A 16,725-nucleotide genomic window follows, 5' to 3' on the forward strand; every position below is an offset into this window, starting at 1 on the left:
AGCTTACAAGCCGGACCCCGGCCCATCCACCGCGCAATCGAAAAACCGGAGGGTCCGCTCCGGCCCGCGATAGGCCAGGGCCATGCGGTAGCCCATGGATTCCCAGGTGTTCAGCCGCCAATCCCGCGCCGGGCCATAGTCCGCCGGGACGCCCCCGTAGCGGTCCAAGACCGGATCGACCACCACCTGGGTCAAGCCCAAGGCCAGGCCGCGGCCCGTGGCCTTGACGAACGCCTCTTTGCACACCCACAGCCGGGTGAAGGCGGCGGGACGGGCGTCCGGGGCGAGTCCCTGCCAGACCGCCAGTTCGGCGGGGGCCAGGCAAAACGCCGCCAAGCGCTCCAAATCGCGGTGCGGGCGCCCGGCCTCGATATCCACGCCCAAGGCCGTATCGCGGGCGAAGGCCAACGCGGCGGCCCCGCCGGTATGGGAAACATTGAACACCAACCCCCGGTCCTCCGCGCTCCCGGCCAGCCGGGGCTTGCCGTAGGCACCTGGCTCGAACGCGATATCCAACGGCCCGCACCCCAAATAAGCCCCCAGCAACACCCGCAGATGGGCACGGGTCCAGACGAAGGCGGCGCGGCCTTCGGGCGAGCGCAGCCGGGCGGCGCGCGCGTGTTCGTCGGGGGCGAGGCAAGCTTCCGGCTCGGGAACCCAGCGGGAAACGGTGGCGAAATCGTGCCGCCAGATATGTAAGGTGGCGTCATCCAATATCAGCATGGATGTCCTGTGGAATTAGGATTCAAGTGCGGGCCATTCCAACCCGGCACACACCGTCCAGGCCATCGGAAACCAATCCCGCCCCGGCAGGATTCTTGTGTTTTTTACAGTCTACCCCGATATTGAGATAATTAATTGATTGATATACCCTGGAATGGTTTCTGCTTCATTATATCGCCCCCTAATTCCCGCCCCAATAAAACGATCAATCCGCTTCCTACCACCACACGTTCCAAGGATTACGCCGATGCCACAGCCCACCCCATCCATACCCAGCACCCGCTATGGCGATAAGATCGCCCTCGCCGCCGGCTCCCTCGCCTTGCTTCCTACCGGGGCGGCGGCCGGCGTCATTTATTTCAACACCCCCATCAGCTCGCCCGCGCCCACCGAGTCAACCCCCGTGTTCTGGGATGTGGATAGCGCGAACGGCAATGGCAACGAATTCGGGCTTTCATTTTCCACGGGTTGTGGTTGCCTGCGATCCGGGCTGGTCATCTTCAGCTCGGGATTGAACGGCAGCGGCTTTGTGGCCCAAACAGGACCGGGCAACCCATTTGGGATCGCGAACCTGCCGCTAGGCTTCAAGGTGGGCAACAGCAGCGTCTTAGCATCCGGCTATGCGGGCGGCTTTGGGTATACCTTCCACTTTGTAACGAGTTCCGGGAACCTGGGGACCGCTCCCCAAGGTTTCAGCGCGGACGTGCCGGGCTATTTCGGCTTCAGCTTCACCGATGGGATCGATTATTTCTATGGCTGGGCCGAAATGACCATCTCCCTATCCAGCCAAGAATTCACCATCAGCCAGTGGGCCTATAACGACACCCCCTACGCCGCCATCTGCGTGGGCGAAACCAGCGGGCCGGGCGGCACCAGTTGCGCCGTCCCCGAACCCGGCAGCCTGTCCCTGGCCCTGCTCGGTATGGGCGCGGGCGGCCTCAGGGCTTGGCGCAGGCGCAAACAGGCCATGCCCTTGGCCGCCTGAACCCCAGCCTCCCCCCGACAGCCCGGCGCGAGCCGGGCCGACCTTGTTCCATCGAGTCCATGCCATGGCCCCAAAAGTCCTCCTGCTCGGCTGGGACGCCGCCGATTGGAAAGTCATCACCCCGCTCATGGACACGGGGCAAATGCCCAACCTGGAAAAAATCGTCGGCCAGGGCGTGATGGGCAACCTCTCCACCCTGTACCCGGTCCTCTCGCCCATGCTGTGGACCTCCATCGCCACCGGCAAGCGCGCCCACAAACACGGCATCCACGGCTTTTCCGAGCCGGACCCCCAAACCGGCGGCATCCGCCCCGTCACCAACCTGGGACGGAAAACCAAGGCGCTATGGAACATCCTCCAACAGAACGGCCTGCGCTCCAACGTGGTGGGCTGGTGGCCCTCGCATCCGGCGGAGCCGATCTCGGGTGTCATGGTCTCCAACCATTTCCAGCAAGCCACCGCACCCCTGGACCAAGCCTGGCCGATGCGGCCCGGCACCGTCCATCCGCCGCGCCTCGCCGAGGCCCTGGCCGAATTCCGCATCCACCCCGAGGAACTGGACGGCGATATGCTGCGGCTGTTCGTGCCCCAGGCGCCCAGGATCGACCAACACCAGGACCGGCGGCTCTACGCCATCGCCAAGACCCTTGCCGAGAACGCCGGCATCCACGCCGCCGCCACCGCCCTCATGCAATTGGAGCCTTGGGATTTCATGGCGGTATATTTCGACGGCATCGACCATTTCTGCCACGGTTTCATGAAATACCATCCGCCCCGGCTGGATTGGATCAAGCCGGAGGATTTCGAGCTATACCAGGACGTGGTGAACAGCGGCTACCGCTTCCACGACCTGATGCTGGGCGCCTACCTGGCACTGGCCGGGGACGATACCACCGTCATCATCGTGTCCGACCACGGTTTCCACCCCGACCACCTGCGCCCCAGGGAGCTTCCCAACGAACCCGCCGGACCCGCCGACGAACACCGCCATTTCGGCATCATCGCCATGCGGGGACCGGATTTGAAGCGGGACGAACTGCTGTTCGGCGCCAGCCTGCTGGACGTGACCCCGACCATTTTGGCCCTCTACGGCCTGCCGCTGGGCCGCGACATGGACGGCAAGCCGTTGTTGAACGCCTTCGCGGAGCCGCCCACGGTCGATTACCTCCCCAGTTGGGACGCGGTGCCGGGCGAGGCGGGCCTACACCCCCCAGGGATGCAGGCCGACCCGGTGGACCAAGCCGAGGCGCTCAAGCAATTGGTGGAACTGGGCTATATCGACCCACCCGGCGCGGACCTGGCACGAGCCGCCGCGCAGACGGTGAAGGAACTGCGCTACAACTTGGCGCGGGACTACCAGGACAGCCAGCATCTACCCGAGGCCATGGCCTTATATCGCGAATTGTGGGACCAATGGCCCGACGAAAGCCGGTTCGGCGTGCATTTGCTGGAATGCCAGCTACGGCTGGACCATGCCGCCCCGGCCCGCGCCACCCTGGAGCGCCTCCAACGGGAAAAGGAACGCTACGCCAAAACCGCGCTGGAAACACTGCAAAAGCTCGGCGAGGCCTGGAAGGACAAGCAGCCCGCAGACCTCAAGGAAGACGAGCAGCGCCAACTCAACCAATGGCGTAAACAAGCCGGGGTGAACCGCCACGCCTTCGCCTTCCTGCAGGGCCGGGTGCTGGCGGCGGAAGGCGACCACGCGGCGGCGCTCCAAGCCTTCGCCCAGGCGACGGAAGTCCAGGTCCACAACCGCCCCAGCCTGTTCCAGCACCAGGCCGAAGCGCTGATGGCCCTGCGCCGCTGGAACGAGGCGGAAACCAAGCTGCGGGACATCCTCGCCATCGATCCCGTCAACGCCCAGGCCCAGCTTGGGCTGTGCCGGGTCCACCTGTCCCTGAAACGTCCGCAAGCGGCGCTAGATTCGGCCCTGGCCGCCATCGGGCTGATCTACCACAATCCCCTGGCCCATTGCCTGTGCGCCATCGCGCTGCGCCGCCTGGGCCGCGAGGACGAGGCCATCGCGGAACTCAACACCGCCCTGGCCCAGAATCCGGTCTTCCCCGCCGCCCACCGCCTGCTGGCCGGGCTGTACCGGCACCGCGGGAAACTGGGCAAGGCCTCGGAACACCGGGCGCTGGCCCGCGCCGCGCGGCAGCGCATCGCCGCCTTCAAGGCCGGGCTGGGCTTGCCGGAAGACGCCGATGTGAAACTGGACCTGGACCTGTTGAAAACCGCCTCGGTGGCGGCGCTCTCCACCCCCGGTGCCTTGCCCGCACTGGACGGCGCAATCGTGGTGGTGTCGGGACTGCCGCGTTCGGGTACTTCGATGATGATGCAAATGTTGGCAGCGGGCGGGCTTCCCCTCCTCACCGATGGCGAACGCGCCGCCGACGCGAACAATCCACGCGGCTACCTGGAATTGGAAGCGGTGAAACGGCTGGGCCGCGACACCGACACCGGCTGGCTCGACGCGGCCCAAGGCCAGGCGGTCAAAATCGTCGCGCCCCTGCTACCCCACCTGCCCATGGGCCACAGCTACCGCATCGTGTTCATGGAGCGGCCCCTCCAGGAAATCGTGGCCTCGCAGGCGGCGATGCTGACCAAGCTGGGCAAAACCGGTGGGAACCTCTCGGAGCGGCAACTGGCGACGGCCTATCTCAAGCAGGTGGATCAGGTGCGGACGATGCTGGCGGCGCATCCCGAACGGGTGAGGGTGTTGGCGGTGGATTACCGGACCGCGCTGGACGAACCCGTCGCCACCGCCGCCAGGATCAACCGCTTCCTGGGCGGCGGGCTGGACCTCGCGGCCATGGCCGGGGTGGTCGATCCGGCTTTGCATCGGCAGCGAATGGCCTGACCCGCCACACGGGCGATCCGGGTTCCCACGCGGCTCGTGGAAATCCAGGAAAATTCCGCTTGACGTTCAAACAACCGTTTAATACGATAGATTTAAACAACCGTTTGAACACTCCAATGAACGAACCCCAAGACAACGAGCAAACCCGCGACCGCCTGCTGCAAGCCGCCCTGGAAACCTTCGGCGAACGCGGCTTCCGCGATGCCACGGTGCGGGACATCTGTGCCAGGGCGGGCGTCAATCCCGCCTCGGTCAATTATTACTTCGGCGGCAAGGAAGCCCTCTACCGCAGCGTCCTGGCCCTGGCCTTCCAGGAAGGCGACCGCCGCTATCCACAGGATTTGGCCTTCGATACCAGCCTGTCCCAGGAAGAGCGGCTCGGGTTTTTCATCCGCGCCCTGCTGCTCCGGCTCACCGACGACAGCCTGCTCGGCAGCCATGGCCGCTTGATCGCCCGCGAAATCGCCGACCCCACCCCGGCCCTGGACCATATCATCGACACGATCCTGCGCCCCCGCATCCAAAACCTCCGCGAAATCCTGCCGGACCTGCTCGGCCCCGGCTGGCGCGACCCCGATATCGCCCGTTGCATCTTCGCCATCATGGGCCAATGCCTGGTCTACCAGCATTCGCGCTCGCTGGTCGATAGGCTCTACCCGGAAGTCATCGGCTCCCCCGAAGCCATCGCCGAGACCGCCGATTTCATCACCCGCTACACATTGGCGGCACTCAGGCAGCTCGCCGCCGGGAGCCAGACATGAACTACATCGCGCTGAAAATGCTGATGGGCGACCGCGGCAAATACCTCGGCATCGTCATGGGCCTGACCTTCGCCTCCCTCATCATGACCCAGCAACCCGCCATCTTCGTGGGGCTGATGGCGCGATCCTACAGCTTCATCACCGACCTGGGGCTACCCGATATCTGGGTGATGGACCGCAAGGTGCAGTTCGTGGACGACATCAAGCCCTTGCAGGACACCGAACTCTACCGGGTGCGCGGGATTTCCGGGGTGGAATGGGCCATGCCCTTGTACAAGGGCTTAATCAAGGCCCGGCTGTCGAATGGCAATTTCCAGACCTGCAACGTGATCGGCCTGGACGACGCCACCCTGATCGGCGGCCCGCCCGAAATGCTGGAAGGCCGGCTCGAAGACCTGCGCCGCAGCGATGGTGTCATCGTGGACATCGACGGGGCCAGGGAAAAGCTGGCGAAACCGCCCGCCACCCCCGGCGGCCAACCCGTCCCGCTCAAAGTCGGCGACACCCTGGAACTCAACGACCGCCGCGCCATCGTGGTGGGACTGGCCAAGGTGACGCGCACCTTCCAATCCCAGCCGGTGGTCTACACCACCTATTCAAGGGCCACGACCTACGCCCCCAGGGAGCGCAAACTCCTGTCCTTCGTGCTGGTCAAGGCCAAGCCCGGCACCGATATTCCCACCTTGATCCAGCGCATCCAGGACGACACCGGGCTCGCCGCCTATTCCCAGGAAGGCTTCAAGAAACTCACCGTGGATTACTTCATGCAGAACACCGGCATCCCGATCAATTTCGGCATGTCGGTGGCCTTGGGCTTCATCGTGGGCGCGGCCATCGCGGGCCAGACCTTCTACAGCTTCACCCTGGAAAACCTGCGCCAGTTCGGCGTGCTGAAAGCCATGGGGGCCAGCAATGGCACGCTGTTGGGGATGATCCTGCTGCAAGCGGGCTTGGTGGGTTGCACCGGCTACGGGCTGGGCGTGGGGCTGACCTCGCTGTTCGGCTGGTCCATGCGCAACACCATCCTGGCTTTCAAATTCCCCTGGCAATTGCTGGTGTTCAGCGGGGTGGGGGTGACATTGATCTGTGTGTTCGCCGCCCTCATCAGCATCCGCAAGGTGATCAAGCTGGAACCGGCGACCGTATTCAAAGGGTGAAGCCATGACTCCGAACCTCCCAACCGCCCCGCTGGCCGTGCGCTGCCAAAGCGTGGTCAAGACCTACGACACCGGCGGACAGAAATTCACGGCCCTGCGCGGGATCGATCTCGACATCCACCAAGGCGAATTGATGATGCTGGTGGGTCCGTCCGGCTGCGGCAAGACCACCTTGATTTCGATCATCGCCGGGATACTCGACCAAAGCGCAGGCGTGTGCGAGGTGTTCGGCCAGGATTTGGCCCACCTGCCGCAAAAGCGCAAGCTGAAATTCCGGGCCGAGAACATCGGCTTCGTGTTCCAGGCCTATAACCTGCTGCCGTCGCTGACCGCCACCGAGAACGCCGCCATCCCCCTCATCATCAACGGCGTGCCGCGCCAGGAAGCCGAACGCCGGGCCGCGGCGGTGCTGCAACGGGTGGGCCTGGGCGAGCGCCTGCGTTCCCTGCCCGCGCAGTTATCGGGTGGGCAACAACAGCGGGTCGCCATCGCCCGCGCCCTGGTCCACAACCCGCGCCTCATCGTCTGCGACGAACCCACCAGCGCCCTCGACCACCAGACCGGCCACACGGTGATGGAACTGCTGCGGGAAGTCGCCCTGGACGCCCACAAGGTGCTGGTGATCGTGACCCACGACGCCCGCATCTTCGAGTTCGCCGACCGCATGGCGCATATGGACGACGGGCGGATCCTCGAGATCGAAACGCCCAAACACGGATAACCCTCCCCCTGAACTGAACAAAAACCCCTGCCCCGGAGGCAGTATGCTCCCCAAATCCTTCCTCCCCAGCCTCGCCCTGGCCGGCTTCCTGTTCGGCGTGTACTCGGCGGTCCACGGCAACCAGCCCCAGGCCGTCGCCCAACCCGTGTCGGAACCGGCCCAAGCGCCCTTCCCCCACTTCATCGCCGGTTCCGGCATCGTCGAGGCCCGCACCCGCAACCTGGAAATCGGCACGCCCCTGCCCGGCATCGTCAAGACCCTGACCGTGAAGGTCGGCGATAGGATCGAGGCGGGCGCGGTACTGTTCGTCTTGGACGACCGCGAACCCCAGGCCGAACTCGCCATCCGCCGCGCCGACCTGGTCCGCGCCCAGGCCGGGGTGGCCGAAGCCGCTGCTTCCGTGACCGACGCCAAGACGTTGCTCAACCTGGCCGAAGCCGTCACCGACCGCCGCGCCATCAGCACCGAGGAACTGGACCGCCGCCGCAACGCCCTGCTCATCGCCAAAGCCCGGTTGGACAGCGCCAAGGCCCAGGTCACCCAGGCCGAAGCGCAATTGGATGCCGTCAAGACCTTCATGGACCGCCTCGTGGTCCGGGCGCCGATGGCGGGCGAAGTGTTGCAAATCAATCTGCGGCCCGGCGAATTCGCCCAGGCCGGGGTAAACAGCACGCCATTGTTGGTGATGGGCAACCTGGACCATCCCCATGTCCGGGTCGATATCGACGAGAACGACGCCTGGCGCTTCCGGCCCGGTGGCAAGGCGGTGGCCTTCCTGCGCGGCAACCGCCGCTTCAGCGCCCCCTTGACCCTGGCCTATGTCGAACCCTATGTGGTGCCCAAGCGCTCCCTCACCGGGGACAGCACCGAGCGGGTCGATACCCGCGTGCTGCAAGCGCTCTACAGTTTCGACCGCGGCCAGCTTCCGGCCTATGTCGGCCAGCAATTGGACGTGTTCATCGAAGCGCCCGACGCAAGCGCGGCGCCCACCCCGCCCGGAGCCCAGCCATGAACCCGCGCCGCCTGTCCCTGTTGCTAGTGGGCGTGCTGGCCGGTTGCACGGTCGGTCCCGATTACCAACGGCCCAAGACGCCCACGCCGTCCCACTGGCGCGAAGCCACCGCCCAAACCACCGCGCCCGCCACCGAATGGTGGAAGGCGTTCAACGACCCGGTGCTGGACCGGCTGATCCGGCAAGCCCTGGCCGAAAACCTCGACCTCAAGCAAACCACCACTCGCATCGCCGACGCCCGCGCCCAGGGCCATGCCGTCATCGCCGGCGCCCTGCCCAGCCTGGACGCCCACAACAGCACCAGCCGCCGACTCAACAACTTCTCCAGCAGCGGCGGCTCGGGCAGTTCGGGCAGCGCGGCGGGGAGCGGCCTGGGGGTGGGCAAGCAGATCGTCAACATCTTCCAGACCGGCTTCGACGCCGAATGGGAATTGGATTTCTTCGGCGGGGTGCAACGCGCCTTCGAGGCCGCCGAAGCCTCGCTCGACGCCGAGGAAGAAAATCGCCGCGCCGTGGTGGTGTCCTTGCTGGGCGAGGTGGCCCGGCAATACATCGAGGTCCGCGCCAACCAGCGCCAAATCGCCATCACCCAGGACAACCTCCGCGCCCAGACCGACACCTTGGCATTGACCCGCGCCCGCGAACGGGCCGGGCTCGCCACGGGTTTGGAGGTTTCGCAGCAGGAAGCCCAGGTCGCCACCACCCGCGCCCAATTGCCGGTGTACGCCACCGGCCTGAAGCAAGCCCTGCACGCCCTGGCCGTGCTGCTGGGCAAAGCCCCCGCCGAACTGGCCGAACTACCGGGCGCGGCGGCACAAGTGCCCAACGCCGCGCCCGGCCTGGTGGCCGACCTACCCTCGGAGCTGTTGCGCCGCCGCCCGGATATCCGCAAAAGCGAACGGCAATTGGCGGCGGCCAACGCCCAGGTCGGGGTCGCCATTTCCGATCTCTACCCCAAGGTCAATCTCTCGGCCTTCATCGGCATCCAGAACACCCACATCACCGATTTCACGCCCATCGGCAAATCCTGGTCCATGGCCTCCTCGATAAGCCTGCCCATCTTCAACTGGGGGCGCATCCAGGCCAATATCGACAGCAAACAAGCCCAGCACCAGCAAGCTTTCCTGAGCTATCAAAGCACGGTGCTGAACGCCTTCAAGGAAGTGGAAGACGCCCTCGCCGCCTACACGGAAGAACAGCGCCGCCGGGCCGATTTGGCCGAAGCGGTCGAAGCCAGCCGTTTGGCGATGAATCTGGCGGAGGAGCGCTACGAGCGCGGTTTGACGACCTTCCTGGATGTGCTGGAAACCCAGCGGGCGCTGTATACGGCGGAAAGCAGCCTGGTCGCCAGCCAGGCCCAGGTTTCGACCGGCTTGGTGGCTTTGTACAAGGCTTTGGGCGGAGGCTGGCAAGTGGCGGAACCCGACCGCGCCGGGACGGAACAAGCCTCGGCGCAATAGCGGAAACACCGCGGAGGGCTGCGTCCCCATCAACGCTTTGATAACGCATTTTCATGTTTTCTGTAGGGTAGGCGCGTATTCCGTGCCCACCCCGACGGCCCGGAAAGGGCGGGCATGAGTCCATGCCCACCCTACGCTGGGCACCGTACACCCAAACCGAAAATGCTCTAGACATCCATCCCAACAAAACCCCGCCAGCAAGACCGGCCCGGTGGCGAGAGGGCCGCATCCGACCAGGCCCGCCCTTCCCGCCATAGCCCACCGCCAGCATCCCGGAGGCGAGGGCGAACGCCAGTATCTTCCAGTCTCTGTAGTTCGGTCATCGCGCCGTTTTTCCTATGGAATCAACTCAGGTTGCGGCTGGTGTAGGACGTGCCACCGCGGCCACAGCGCGGGCAAGCTCCCGCACGCCGCCGTGTGTCCGCCAGTTCCCGCCGCAGCAACTCCAATTCCTGGCGCATCTCGGCCATCGCCAAATGAATCTGCTCGAAATGGATTTGGAAGTAGCGGCTGGACGGCCAGTGCAGGGGTTCCTCGCGGCCTTTGCCATTGATATGGGTATGGGGATCGTCCCCGGCGTTGAGTTGCAAGCTGGTATTCATCAAGTTGCCTCGGGTCATTCTGGGTAAATCAAACAAGGGGAGACATAGCCCCGGCACCGCGTCCGGTTTCCGGTCTACCCCGCGACGGGGCGTCCGGTTTCCGGGCGTTTTTATAATGGCCGATAAAATATAGACCTGAAACCGGACATATTGCCTTTTCCCGATCAGGGTTTGGCATATTAAGACAGATTATCAGAAAACGGATCAAGCCCTGGCATGGCCACCTTTATCATAAATAAATATTTGTTTTTAAAAGAAAAATAAAAAAATTTCCGCAGAATAAAAGCATTGTTTTTAGCCGGGGACGGCGCGGCAAATTGTCCTGCGTCTTTTTGCCGCATTTACCTTCGACGCGCAACCATGACAGGATAACCTGGCTCGGCCAAGCAGGGATATAAATACCCTATCCGCAGCGCCTGGCGTGGTTTTCAAAAAAAGATTGATGGCCGATTCATGGGTATATCCGCCCGGTCGCGCCGGTCGGCAACAAACCCTTGAAGGAGTCCCTTGGATGGAGATGCTCGGGCTTTATCCCACTTGGTACGAACCCACCTTGGGCAGCGGTTGGGTATTGGGCGTGATCGCCGTCATCCATGTACTGGCCTCGCACACCTCGGTCGGAGCGGCGCTGGTGACCACTTGGCTGGCGACCGTGGCCGTGCGCCGCGACCGCCCGGAACTGTTGGAATACGTGCGCCGCTACGGCGTGTTCCTGCTGGTGTTTTCCTATGTGCTGGGTTCCATCACCGGACCCGGCATCTGGTTCTCGGCCACGGTGGCCAGCCCGCGCGGGCTGGGCGCCTTGATCCACACCTATGTGTGGTACTGGGCCACGGAATGGGTGTTCTTCGTGGTGGAGGTGGTGGGCATCTACCTGATGGTCTATCTGGCGGGGCGGGTGGACCGGCAGAGCTATCTCCGCATCGCCTGGATTTTCGGGCTGGCGTCCTGGGCCACCCTGCTGGTGATCGTCGGCATCCTGTCGTTCATGCTGTGGCCGGGGCAACCGGCCTGGTTCGAGACCGGATCGAGCCTGGACGGCTTCTACGGTCCCTACACCTTCGCCCAGATCGCCAGCCGCACCTGCTTCATGCTGATGGCGGCGGCCCTGGCCGGAGGCTTGATCGCCTCCCGCATCGAGGACACGGCCTTCCGCGCCGAGATGATCGGCAAGCTGTCCCGGCTCGGCATCCCGGCGGCGGTCCTGGGTTCGGTCTGTTTCCAATGGGGCTTGGCGACCCTGCCGGAAAGCGCCCATGTCCTGCTCAAGACCCGCTTGCCGGGTTACTTCGTGCCGACGATGTGGGCCATCCTGGTCGCCATCGTGGCTTATTTCGCCTGCTTGCTGGCCCGGCCCGACTGGCTGCGGCCCTCCCTGGCCGCCGGGATGATGGCGGGACTGCTGGTGTTCGGCATCTGGCCCGAGGAACGCGCCCGCGAATCGATGCGCAAACCCTATGTGGCCGGGCAGTTCGTCTACGCCAACCAGATCGTGGCCCGCGCCGTGCCGGGACTCGGGGTAGCCTCGGAACTGCCCCGGCTACAGGCGCGGGGCTTGCTGGCCCTGCATCCCTTCGTGCCGGAACCTTTGCGGACGGTGACGCCTGGCAACCCCTTGGAGGCGGGCCAAGCCCTGGCCCTGGCCTATTGCTCGAACTGCCACGGGCTGGGGGATTCTGGACCGCGGCCCTTGGCGGCGATGTTCGGCGGGGTCCGCGACGCCGGGCGCATCGAGGACTTCCTGAAGGGGGCGCTGGCCACCGGCAACATGATCAACATGCCGCGCATCCCGCTCACCGCCCCGGAAGCCCGCGCCCTCGCCCTGTTCCTGGCCGGCCTGCCGGTGTGGCAGGCGCTCAATCCCTAGGAAATTCGCACCCATGGATATACAAACCCTCTACGCCCTGCGTAGCCCACTCGGCTTGCCGGGCCATCCCACCGTGTTCCTGGTCTTGTTGGTCCTGACCTGGGCGCTGCACATGCTGGCGGTCCATATCATGCTGGGCAGCGCCACCCTCAGCCTGTTGGGCGCATTCCGCAAAGCACCGCGCTGGCGGCGCTTGTCCTCCGCCATGCTGGACACCGCCAAGGTGGCGATTTCCATCGCCATCGTGCTGGGCGTGGCCCCCTTGCTGTTCGTGCAAACCCTCTACGATCCGTTTTGGTATGTCTCGAACGTGCTGTCGGCGCGGTGGGCGATGGGCTTCATCGTGATCTTGATCGTGGCGTACTGGTCCTTGTACCTGCGCTATTTCCACCGCGACGGCGATGGGGGCGGCAACCGCTGGGCGCTGGCCCTGACCCTGGGCCTGCTGCTGCTGGCGGGCTTCATCATGCACGCCCTCGCCAGCCAGATGCTCCGGCCCGAGCAATGGCGGGCCTGGTACGCGCCGGAAGGCCATATCGATCCCTCGGGCTCCGGGCTGCACGCCTGGAGCGCCGTCCGCTTCCTGTATTTCGTGGTGCTGGCCGTGCCGGTGACGGGGGCTTGGCTGTGGGGCTGCGAACGCTATCTGAACCAGCGTCCCGGCGAAGACCGCGACTACACCCGCTGGCTGGGCCAGTTGGGTTCGCGCCTGATGAGTGGCGGCGGCTTGCTGGCCCTGCTGTTCTATAGCGCCTGGATGTCCTCCCTGCCCAGCACCGCCCAGGGCTTCGCGGCCTCGTTATGGTCGGTGCTGGCCCTGGTCGCGACCCTGACCCTGGCGGTCTGTCCGCTGCTGTTCAAGGCCGGGGGCGGGGATTACCGGCCCTTCGCCATCGCCACCGCCGCCCTGCTCGCCATCGCCTGCGGACGCGAAGCCTTGCGTCTCGCCATCCTGGGCGGTGCCCACGGCTACGACCTCGCCACCTATGCCGTGCATGTCGATGGCTACGGGGCGGGCTTGTTCTTCCTCAGCTTCGCCGCCCTGGGGGGACCGGCGGTGGCGTTCTCCGTGGCCCTGTCCTGGGAGGCGGGGAAAGCGGCCACGCCCTATACCGCCTCGCCCAGGGTGGCCCGCCTGGGCACCTGGGCGGTGGCGGCGCTGGGGGTCTGGATCGCCCAATATTTCCTGTTCGGATTCCTCACCCTGCTACGTCAAGGATGAACCCCATGAAACTGCTCTATATCGCCCCGCTGTGGGGCTGGCTGGCCTTCGCCGCGCCACCCGCCGCCGCCGAGGCGCTCGGCGTCCCCGCCTGGGATGCCGCCCTCGCCGCCAAGCCCCAGGGCGATCCCGACCGGGGCCGTCAACACTATGCCGACGGCGGCTGCGGTGGCTGCCATGGCGAGGCCGGGGTCGCCGAGCGCCGTGAATGGCCGGTGCTGGCCGGACAAAGGCCGCTGTACCTCTACAAGATGCTGCTGGACTTCAAGGCTGGTCGGGTCGGCGGCGGCGAGGCCGCGACCATGGCGGCGATGGCTTCCACCCTGGACACAGCGGCCATGGCCGATATTGCGGCCTGGCTGGGCGGCCTGCCCCGGCCCGGCCCGGCCCGCGAATCCACCGCCCCGCCCGCCCTGCTACGCGGCGACCGGACCCGGCTGGTCCCGCCCTGCGAAGCCTGCCACGGCGCGGACGGCCAGGGCTGGGAAGCGCTACCCGCCATCACCGGCCAGAATCGCGCCTACTTCGTCGCCACCCTGACCCGGTTCAAGGACGGTGGCCGCGCCAACGACATCAACCACGGCATGGGCGTGGTCGCCCGCGAACTCACCGCCGCCGAAATCCAGGCGCTGGCCGGTTATTTCGGCCGCTGAACCCGTCGTGCCCCAGCAGAGGAGCCTCCCCACCATGAACAGCAAGTTCCCGCCCTTGCCTGCCCGCATCCTGGACCCAGGGTCCGCCATCGCCCGTCCGTGCCAGGAATTGCCCGAGCGCCTCGGCCTGGACAGCCCGGCGCTATCGGCGATGACCGACCTGCGCCAGGTGCCGGCCATCACGGCCTGGATCAACACCCCGATGGATCAGGCCAACGCCAAGATGATCCGCCACGGGATACGACTGCTGTTGGTCCTGGATGACCAGGACCGCCTAGCCGGATTGCTCACCGCCAACGATATCCTGGGCGAAAAACCCCTGCGCCATCTGCGATGCATGGGCGGCACCCACGCCGATATCCGGGTCGGCGACATCATGACCGGGCTGGCCGAGGTGGAAACCCTGGACCTGGCGCAAGTCCGCGCCGCCCAGGTCGGCCACATCGTCGCCAGCCTGCGCCAAGCCCGCCGCCATCACGCCCTGGTCGCCGAAACCGATGGGGGCTCGGTGTGCGGGATGTTCTCCATCACCCAGATCGCCCGCCAACTGGGCCTGCCGCTGCGGACCTTCGATATCGACCGGCTGTTCGCGGCCATCGCGGCCCTGGAAACGGCCAGCCCCGCCTGAACCCCCAACCCCGGAGACAATCCCTTGAACATCACGCTCGAAGAATTAGACGGCCTTGAACGCCGCATGAGCTTCGCCATCCCCGCCCAACGCATCTACGCCGAGGTGAAGCGGCGGCTGCGGGACTGCGCGGGCCGGGCCCAACTCGACGGTTTCCGTCCGGGCCGCGCCCCGTTGGCCGTGGTGGAACGCCAATTCGGTCCCCAACTCCGACAGGAGGTCATCGGCGATCTGCTGACCGAGGCTTTCCACGAAGCCGCCCGCGAAGCCCGCCTCCAGCCGGTCGGCGTGCCAGTCATCGAACTGCGCGAAACGATGCTGGCCGCCCCGGCGGACGCCCCGGAACCGACCTTCGTCGCCACTTTCGAGGTCTACCCCGACTTCGCCCTGGTGCCGCCGGAAACCCTCAAAATCGAACGGCAGGTGGTGGACATCGCCGAAACCGATGTCGATGCGATGCTGGAGGCGCTGCGCCGCCTGCATCTGGAATGGCTGCCCACCGACCGCCCAGCCCAACGCGGCGACCGGGTGCTGTTCGACCTGCAAGGCCATATGGACCACGAACCCCTGCGTGAAATCCGCCGCATCCCGCTGGTGCTGGGGGCCAAGGTCCAGGGCGGGGCGTTCGGCGCAGGGGTGCAGGACGAGTTCGCCCGCCAGATCGAAGGCGCCCGCGCCGGGGAATTCGTGGACCTGTTGATCGGCTTCCCCGCAGATTACGAAAAGGACCACCTGGCCGGGCGGGAAGTGCGTTTCACCTTGCACCTTGGTTCGGTGGAAGAACCCCGCTTGCCCGCATTGGACGACGCCTTCGCCCGGAAACTCGGCCATGCCGACGGCCTCGCCGCGCTGCGGGCGGAAACCCGCGCCACCATGGAGGCCGAAGCCCTGGCGAACTGCCACGCCCTGGTCAAGCAGCGGGTGCTGGAAACCCTGCGCGAGGTCCATCCCATCCCCCTGCCCAAATCCAGGGTCGAGGCCGAGACCCAGCGCCTGTTGGAGGAGGCCCGCGCCCAACTCCGCGCCGAAGGCCGCCAGGAAGAAGAGGACGGGGAACTCGTCGCGCTGCTGGTCGGGGACCGCGCCCGCCACCATGTGGCCCTGGGGCTGATCCTGGCCCGTATCGTGGCCGAGCATGGACTCAAGGCGGAACCGGAAGCGCTGGACGGCTTGGTGGCGACCATCGCCGCCGAATGCGCCGACCCCGCCGAGGCCGCGGCCCGGCTGCGCGGCAACGCGGGGATGATGGCGGAATTGGAATCGGCCCTGCTGGAGGACCGGGTGGTCGATTGGGTGTTGGAACGCGCCCAGGTGGTGGACGTGCCGGTGAGTTTCGGCGAATTCATGCGGGCTTGGCGACCGGAGCCAAGCCCGGCCTAGAAAAAATCGTTGGTATGATGCTCCCCACTCGCGGCGAAGCTGGCTTCGCCGCTTTTTTTTCGGCCCGCCCCGGCTACGGCATCGCCGCCACCGCGCCGAGGTCGGCGGCGAGGGTTTCCGGCGTGAACGGCGGCGTCAGATAACCCGCCAACCTGCCCAAGGGATCGACCAGGATCAAGGCCGTGGAATGATCGACCCGGTAGTTCCCGCCGTCCCCGACCTGTTGGAAAGCCGCGCCCAGCCCGGCCACGAACGCCGCCACCCGCCCGGCGGGGCCGGTGGCGGCACGGAAACCGGGATCGAAGTGGCGGACATAAAGACCCAGGCGCTCGGGCGTGTCGCGCCCCGGATCGACCGAGAGGAACAAGACCCGAACCCCTCCGGCCCCCGGCAGGGACCGCGCCCGCGCCAACTGGGCCAGGGTGGTGGGACAGGCATCGGGACAATGGGTATAGCCGGTGAAAACCACGGTCCACCACCCCCGCCCCAGGAAATCCGCCAAGGGCGCACCGTCGTCCAGGACCAAACCCGCCGGGTCCAGTGGACGGGGCCGGGGTAGCAACACCCCCGAGCGCAACTCCGGCAAGGCACCCTGGGGCGGCTGGCAACGGGACAGGCCCGCCGCGATAGCGAGGCAGGCGCACAACACCAGCCACCCCCGCGCCGACCTGGAATTGGACGAGGACGCCAC

The 16,725-nt window shown here is 65.9% G+C and carries 16 protein-coding genes; 12 read left to right on the forward strand and 4 right to left on the reverse strand.

The window, feature by feature from the left end:
- Positions 1-3: 3 nt before the first annotated feature.
- Entirely contained in the window at positions 4-723 is a 720-nt protein-coding gene (locus B9N93_RS19720; protein ID WP_085215915.1) for a 4'-phosphopantetheinyl transferase family protein, read from the reverse strand.
- 247 nt (positions 724-970) lie between these two features.
- Between B9N93_RS19720 and B9N93_RS19725 the strand changes: the two genes are divergently transcribed.
- The 7 genes from B9N93_RS19725 (at position 971) to B9N93_RS19755 (ending at position 9,682) form a co-directional block, all read left to right on the forward strand.
- Positions 971-1,708, forward strand: a complete 738-nt coding sequence (locus B9N93_RS19725; protein WP_176225341.1) for a PEP-CTERM sorting domain-containing protein — start codon at positions 971-973, stop codon at positions 1,706-1,708.
- 64 nt (positions 1,709-1,772) lie between these two features.
- Positions 1,773-4,571 (forward strand): alkaline phosphatase family protein, encoded by a 2,799-nt coding sequence (locus B9N93_RS19730; RefSeq protein WP_085215917.1) that lies wholly within the window; start codon positions 1,773-1,775, stop codon positions 4,569-4,571.
- A 116-nt stretch (positions 4,572-4,687) separates the two neighbouring features.
- Positions 4,688-5,332, forward strand: a complete 645-nt coding sequence (locus B9N93_RS19735) for a CerR family C-terminal domain-containing protein (protein WP_085215918.1) — start codon at positions 4,688-4,690, stop codon at positions 5,330-5,332.
- Complete coding sequence (locus B9N93_RS19740) at positions 5,329-6,489, forward strand: ABC transporter permease (RefSeq protein WP_085215919.1); 1,161 nt, start codon at positions 5,329-5,331, stop codon at positions 6,487-6,489. Before B9N93_RS19735 ends, B9N93_RS19740 begins: the two co-directional genes overlap by 4 nt.
- 4 nt (positions 6,490-6,493) lie before the next feature.
- A complete protein-coding gene (locus B9N93_RS19745) occupies positions 6,494-7,210 on the forward strand; it encodes an ABC transporter ATP-binding protein (RefSeq protein ID WP_085215920.1) in 717 nt (238 codons plus the stop codon).
- Between the two features lie 43 nt (positions 7,211-7,253).
- Positions 7,254-8,222: an efflux RND transporter periplasmic adaptor subunit gene (locus B9N93_RS19750; protein ID WP_085215921.1), complete on the forward strand. Its 969-nt coding sequence runs from the start codon at positions 7,254-7,256 to the stop codon at positions 8,220-8,222.
- Complete coding sequence (locus B9N93_RS19755) at positions 8,219-9,682, forward strand: efflux transporter outer membrane subunit (protein WP_085215922.1); 1,464 nt, start codon at positions 8,219-8,221, stop codon at positions 9,680-9,682. Before B9N93_RS19750 ends, B9N93_RS19755 begins: the two co-directional genes overlap by 4 nt.
- 344 nt (positions 9,683-10,026) lie before the next feature.
- Here the strand turns inward: B9N93_RS19755 and B9N93_RS19760 are convergent, their stop codons facing one another.
- Both B9N93_RS19760 and B9N93_RS25765 read right to left on the reverse strand, forming a co-directional pair.
- Complete coding sequence (locus B9N93_RS19760) at positions 10,027-10,284, reverse strand: hypothetical protein (protein WP_085215923.1); 258 nt, start codon at positions 10,282-10,284, stop codon at positions 10,027-10,029.
- A gap of 179 nt (positions 10,285-10,463) precedes the next feature.
- Positions 10,464-10,625, reverse strand: coding sequence for a hypothetical protein (locus B9N93_RS25765; RefSeq protein WP_176225342.1), 162 nt, complete (start codon positions 10,623-10,625; stop codon positions 10,464-10,466).
- A 170-nt stretch (positions 10,626-10,795) separates the two neighbouring features.
- Between B9N93_RS25765 and B9N93_RS19765 the strand changes: the two genes are divergently transcribed.
- Genes B9N93_RS19765 through tig form a run of 5 tightly spaced genes read left to right on the forward strand, consistent with a single transcriptional unit; the run spans position 10,796 to position 16,034 of the window.
- Positions 10,796-12,151 carry a c-type cytochrome gene (locus tag B9N93_RS19765; RefSeq protein WP_085215924.1) on the forward strand — a complete coding sequence of 452 codons (1,356 nt, stop codon included), beginning with the start codon at positions 10,796-10,798 and terminating at the stop codon, positions 12,149-12,151.
- A 13-nt stretch (positions 12,152-12,164) separates the two neighbouring features.
- The gene (locus tag B9N93_RS19770; RefSeq protein WP_085215925.1) at positions 12,165-13,373 is read left to right on the forward strand and encodes a hypothetical protein; all 1,209 of its coding nucleotides are present in this window, start codon (positions 12,165-12,167) and stop codon (positions 13,371-13,373) included.
- Positions 13,374-13,378: 5 nt separating this feature from the next.
- Positions 13,379-14,026: a c-type cytochrome gene (locus tag B9N93_RS19775; RefSeq protein ID WP_085215926.1), complete on the forward strand. Its 648-nt coding sequence runs from the start codon at positions 13,379-13,381 to the stop codon at positions 14,024-14,026.
- Between the two features lie 34 nt (positions 14,027-14,060).
- Positions 14,061-14,654: a CBS domain-containing protein gene (locus tag B9N93_RS19780; protein WP_085215927.1), complete on the forward strand. Its 594-nt coding sequence runs from the start codon at positions 14,061-14,063 to the stop codon at positions 14,652-14,654.
- Between the two features lie 24 nt (positions 14,655-14,678).
- Positions 14,679-16,034 (forward strand): trigger factor, encoded by a 1,356-nt coding sequence (gene tig / locus B9N93_RS19785; RefSeq protein ID WP_085215928.1) that lies wholly within the window; start codon positions 14,679-14,681, stop codon positions 16,032-16,034.
- A 73-nt stretch (positions 16,035-16,107) separates the two neighbouring features.
- On the opposite strand, the gene B9N93_RS19790 is transcribed toward tig, so the two are convergent.
- Positions 16,108-16,725: an SCO family protein gene (locus tag B9N93_RS19790; protein ID WP_085215929.1), complete on the reverse strand. Its 618-nt coding sequence runs from the start codon at positions 16,723-16,725 to the stop codon at positions 16,108-16,110.

The sequence above is a fragment of the Methylomagnum ishizawai genome (assembly GCF_900155475.1).
GTDB classification, from domain to species: Bacteria; Pseudomonadota; Gammaproteobacteria; order Methylococcales; family Methylococcaceae; genus Methylomagnum; species Methylomagnum ishizawai_A.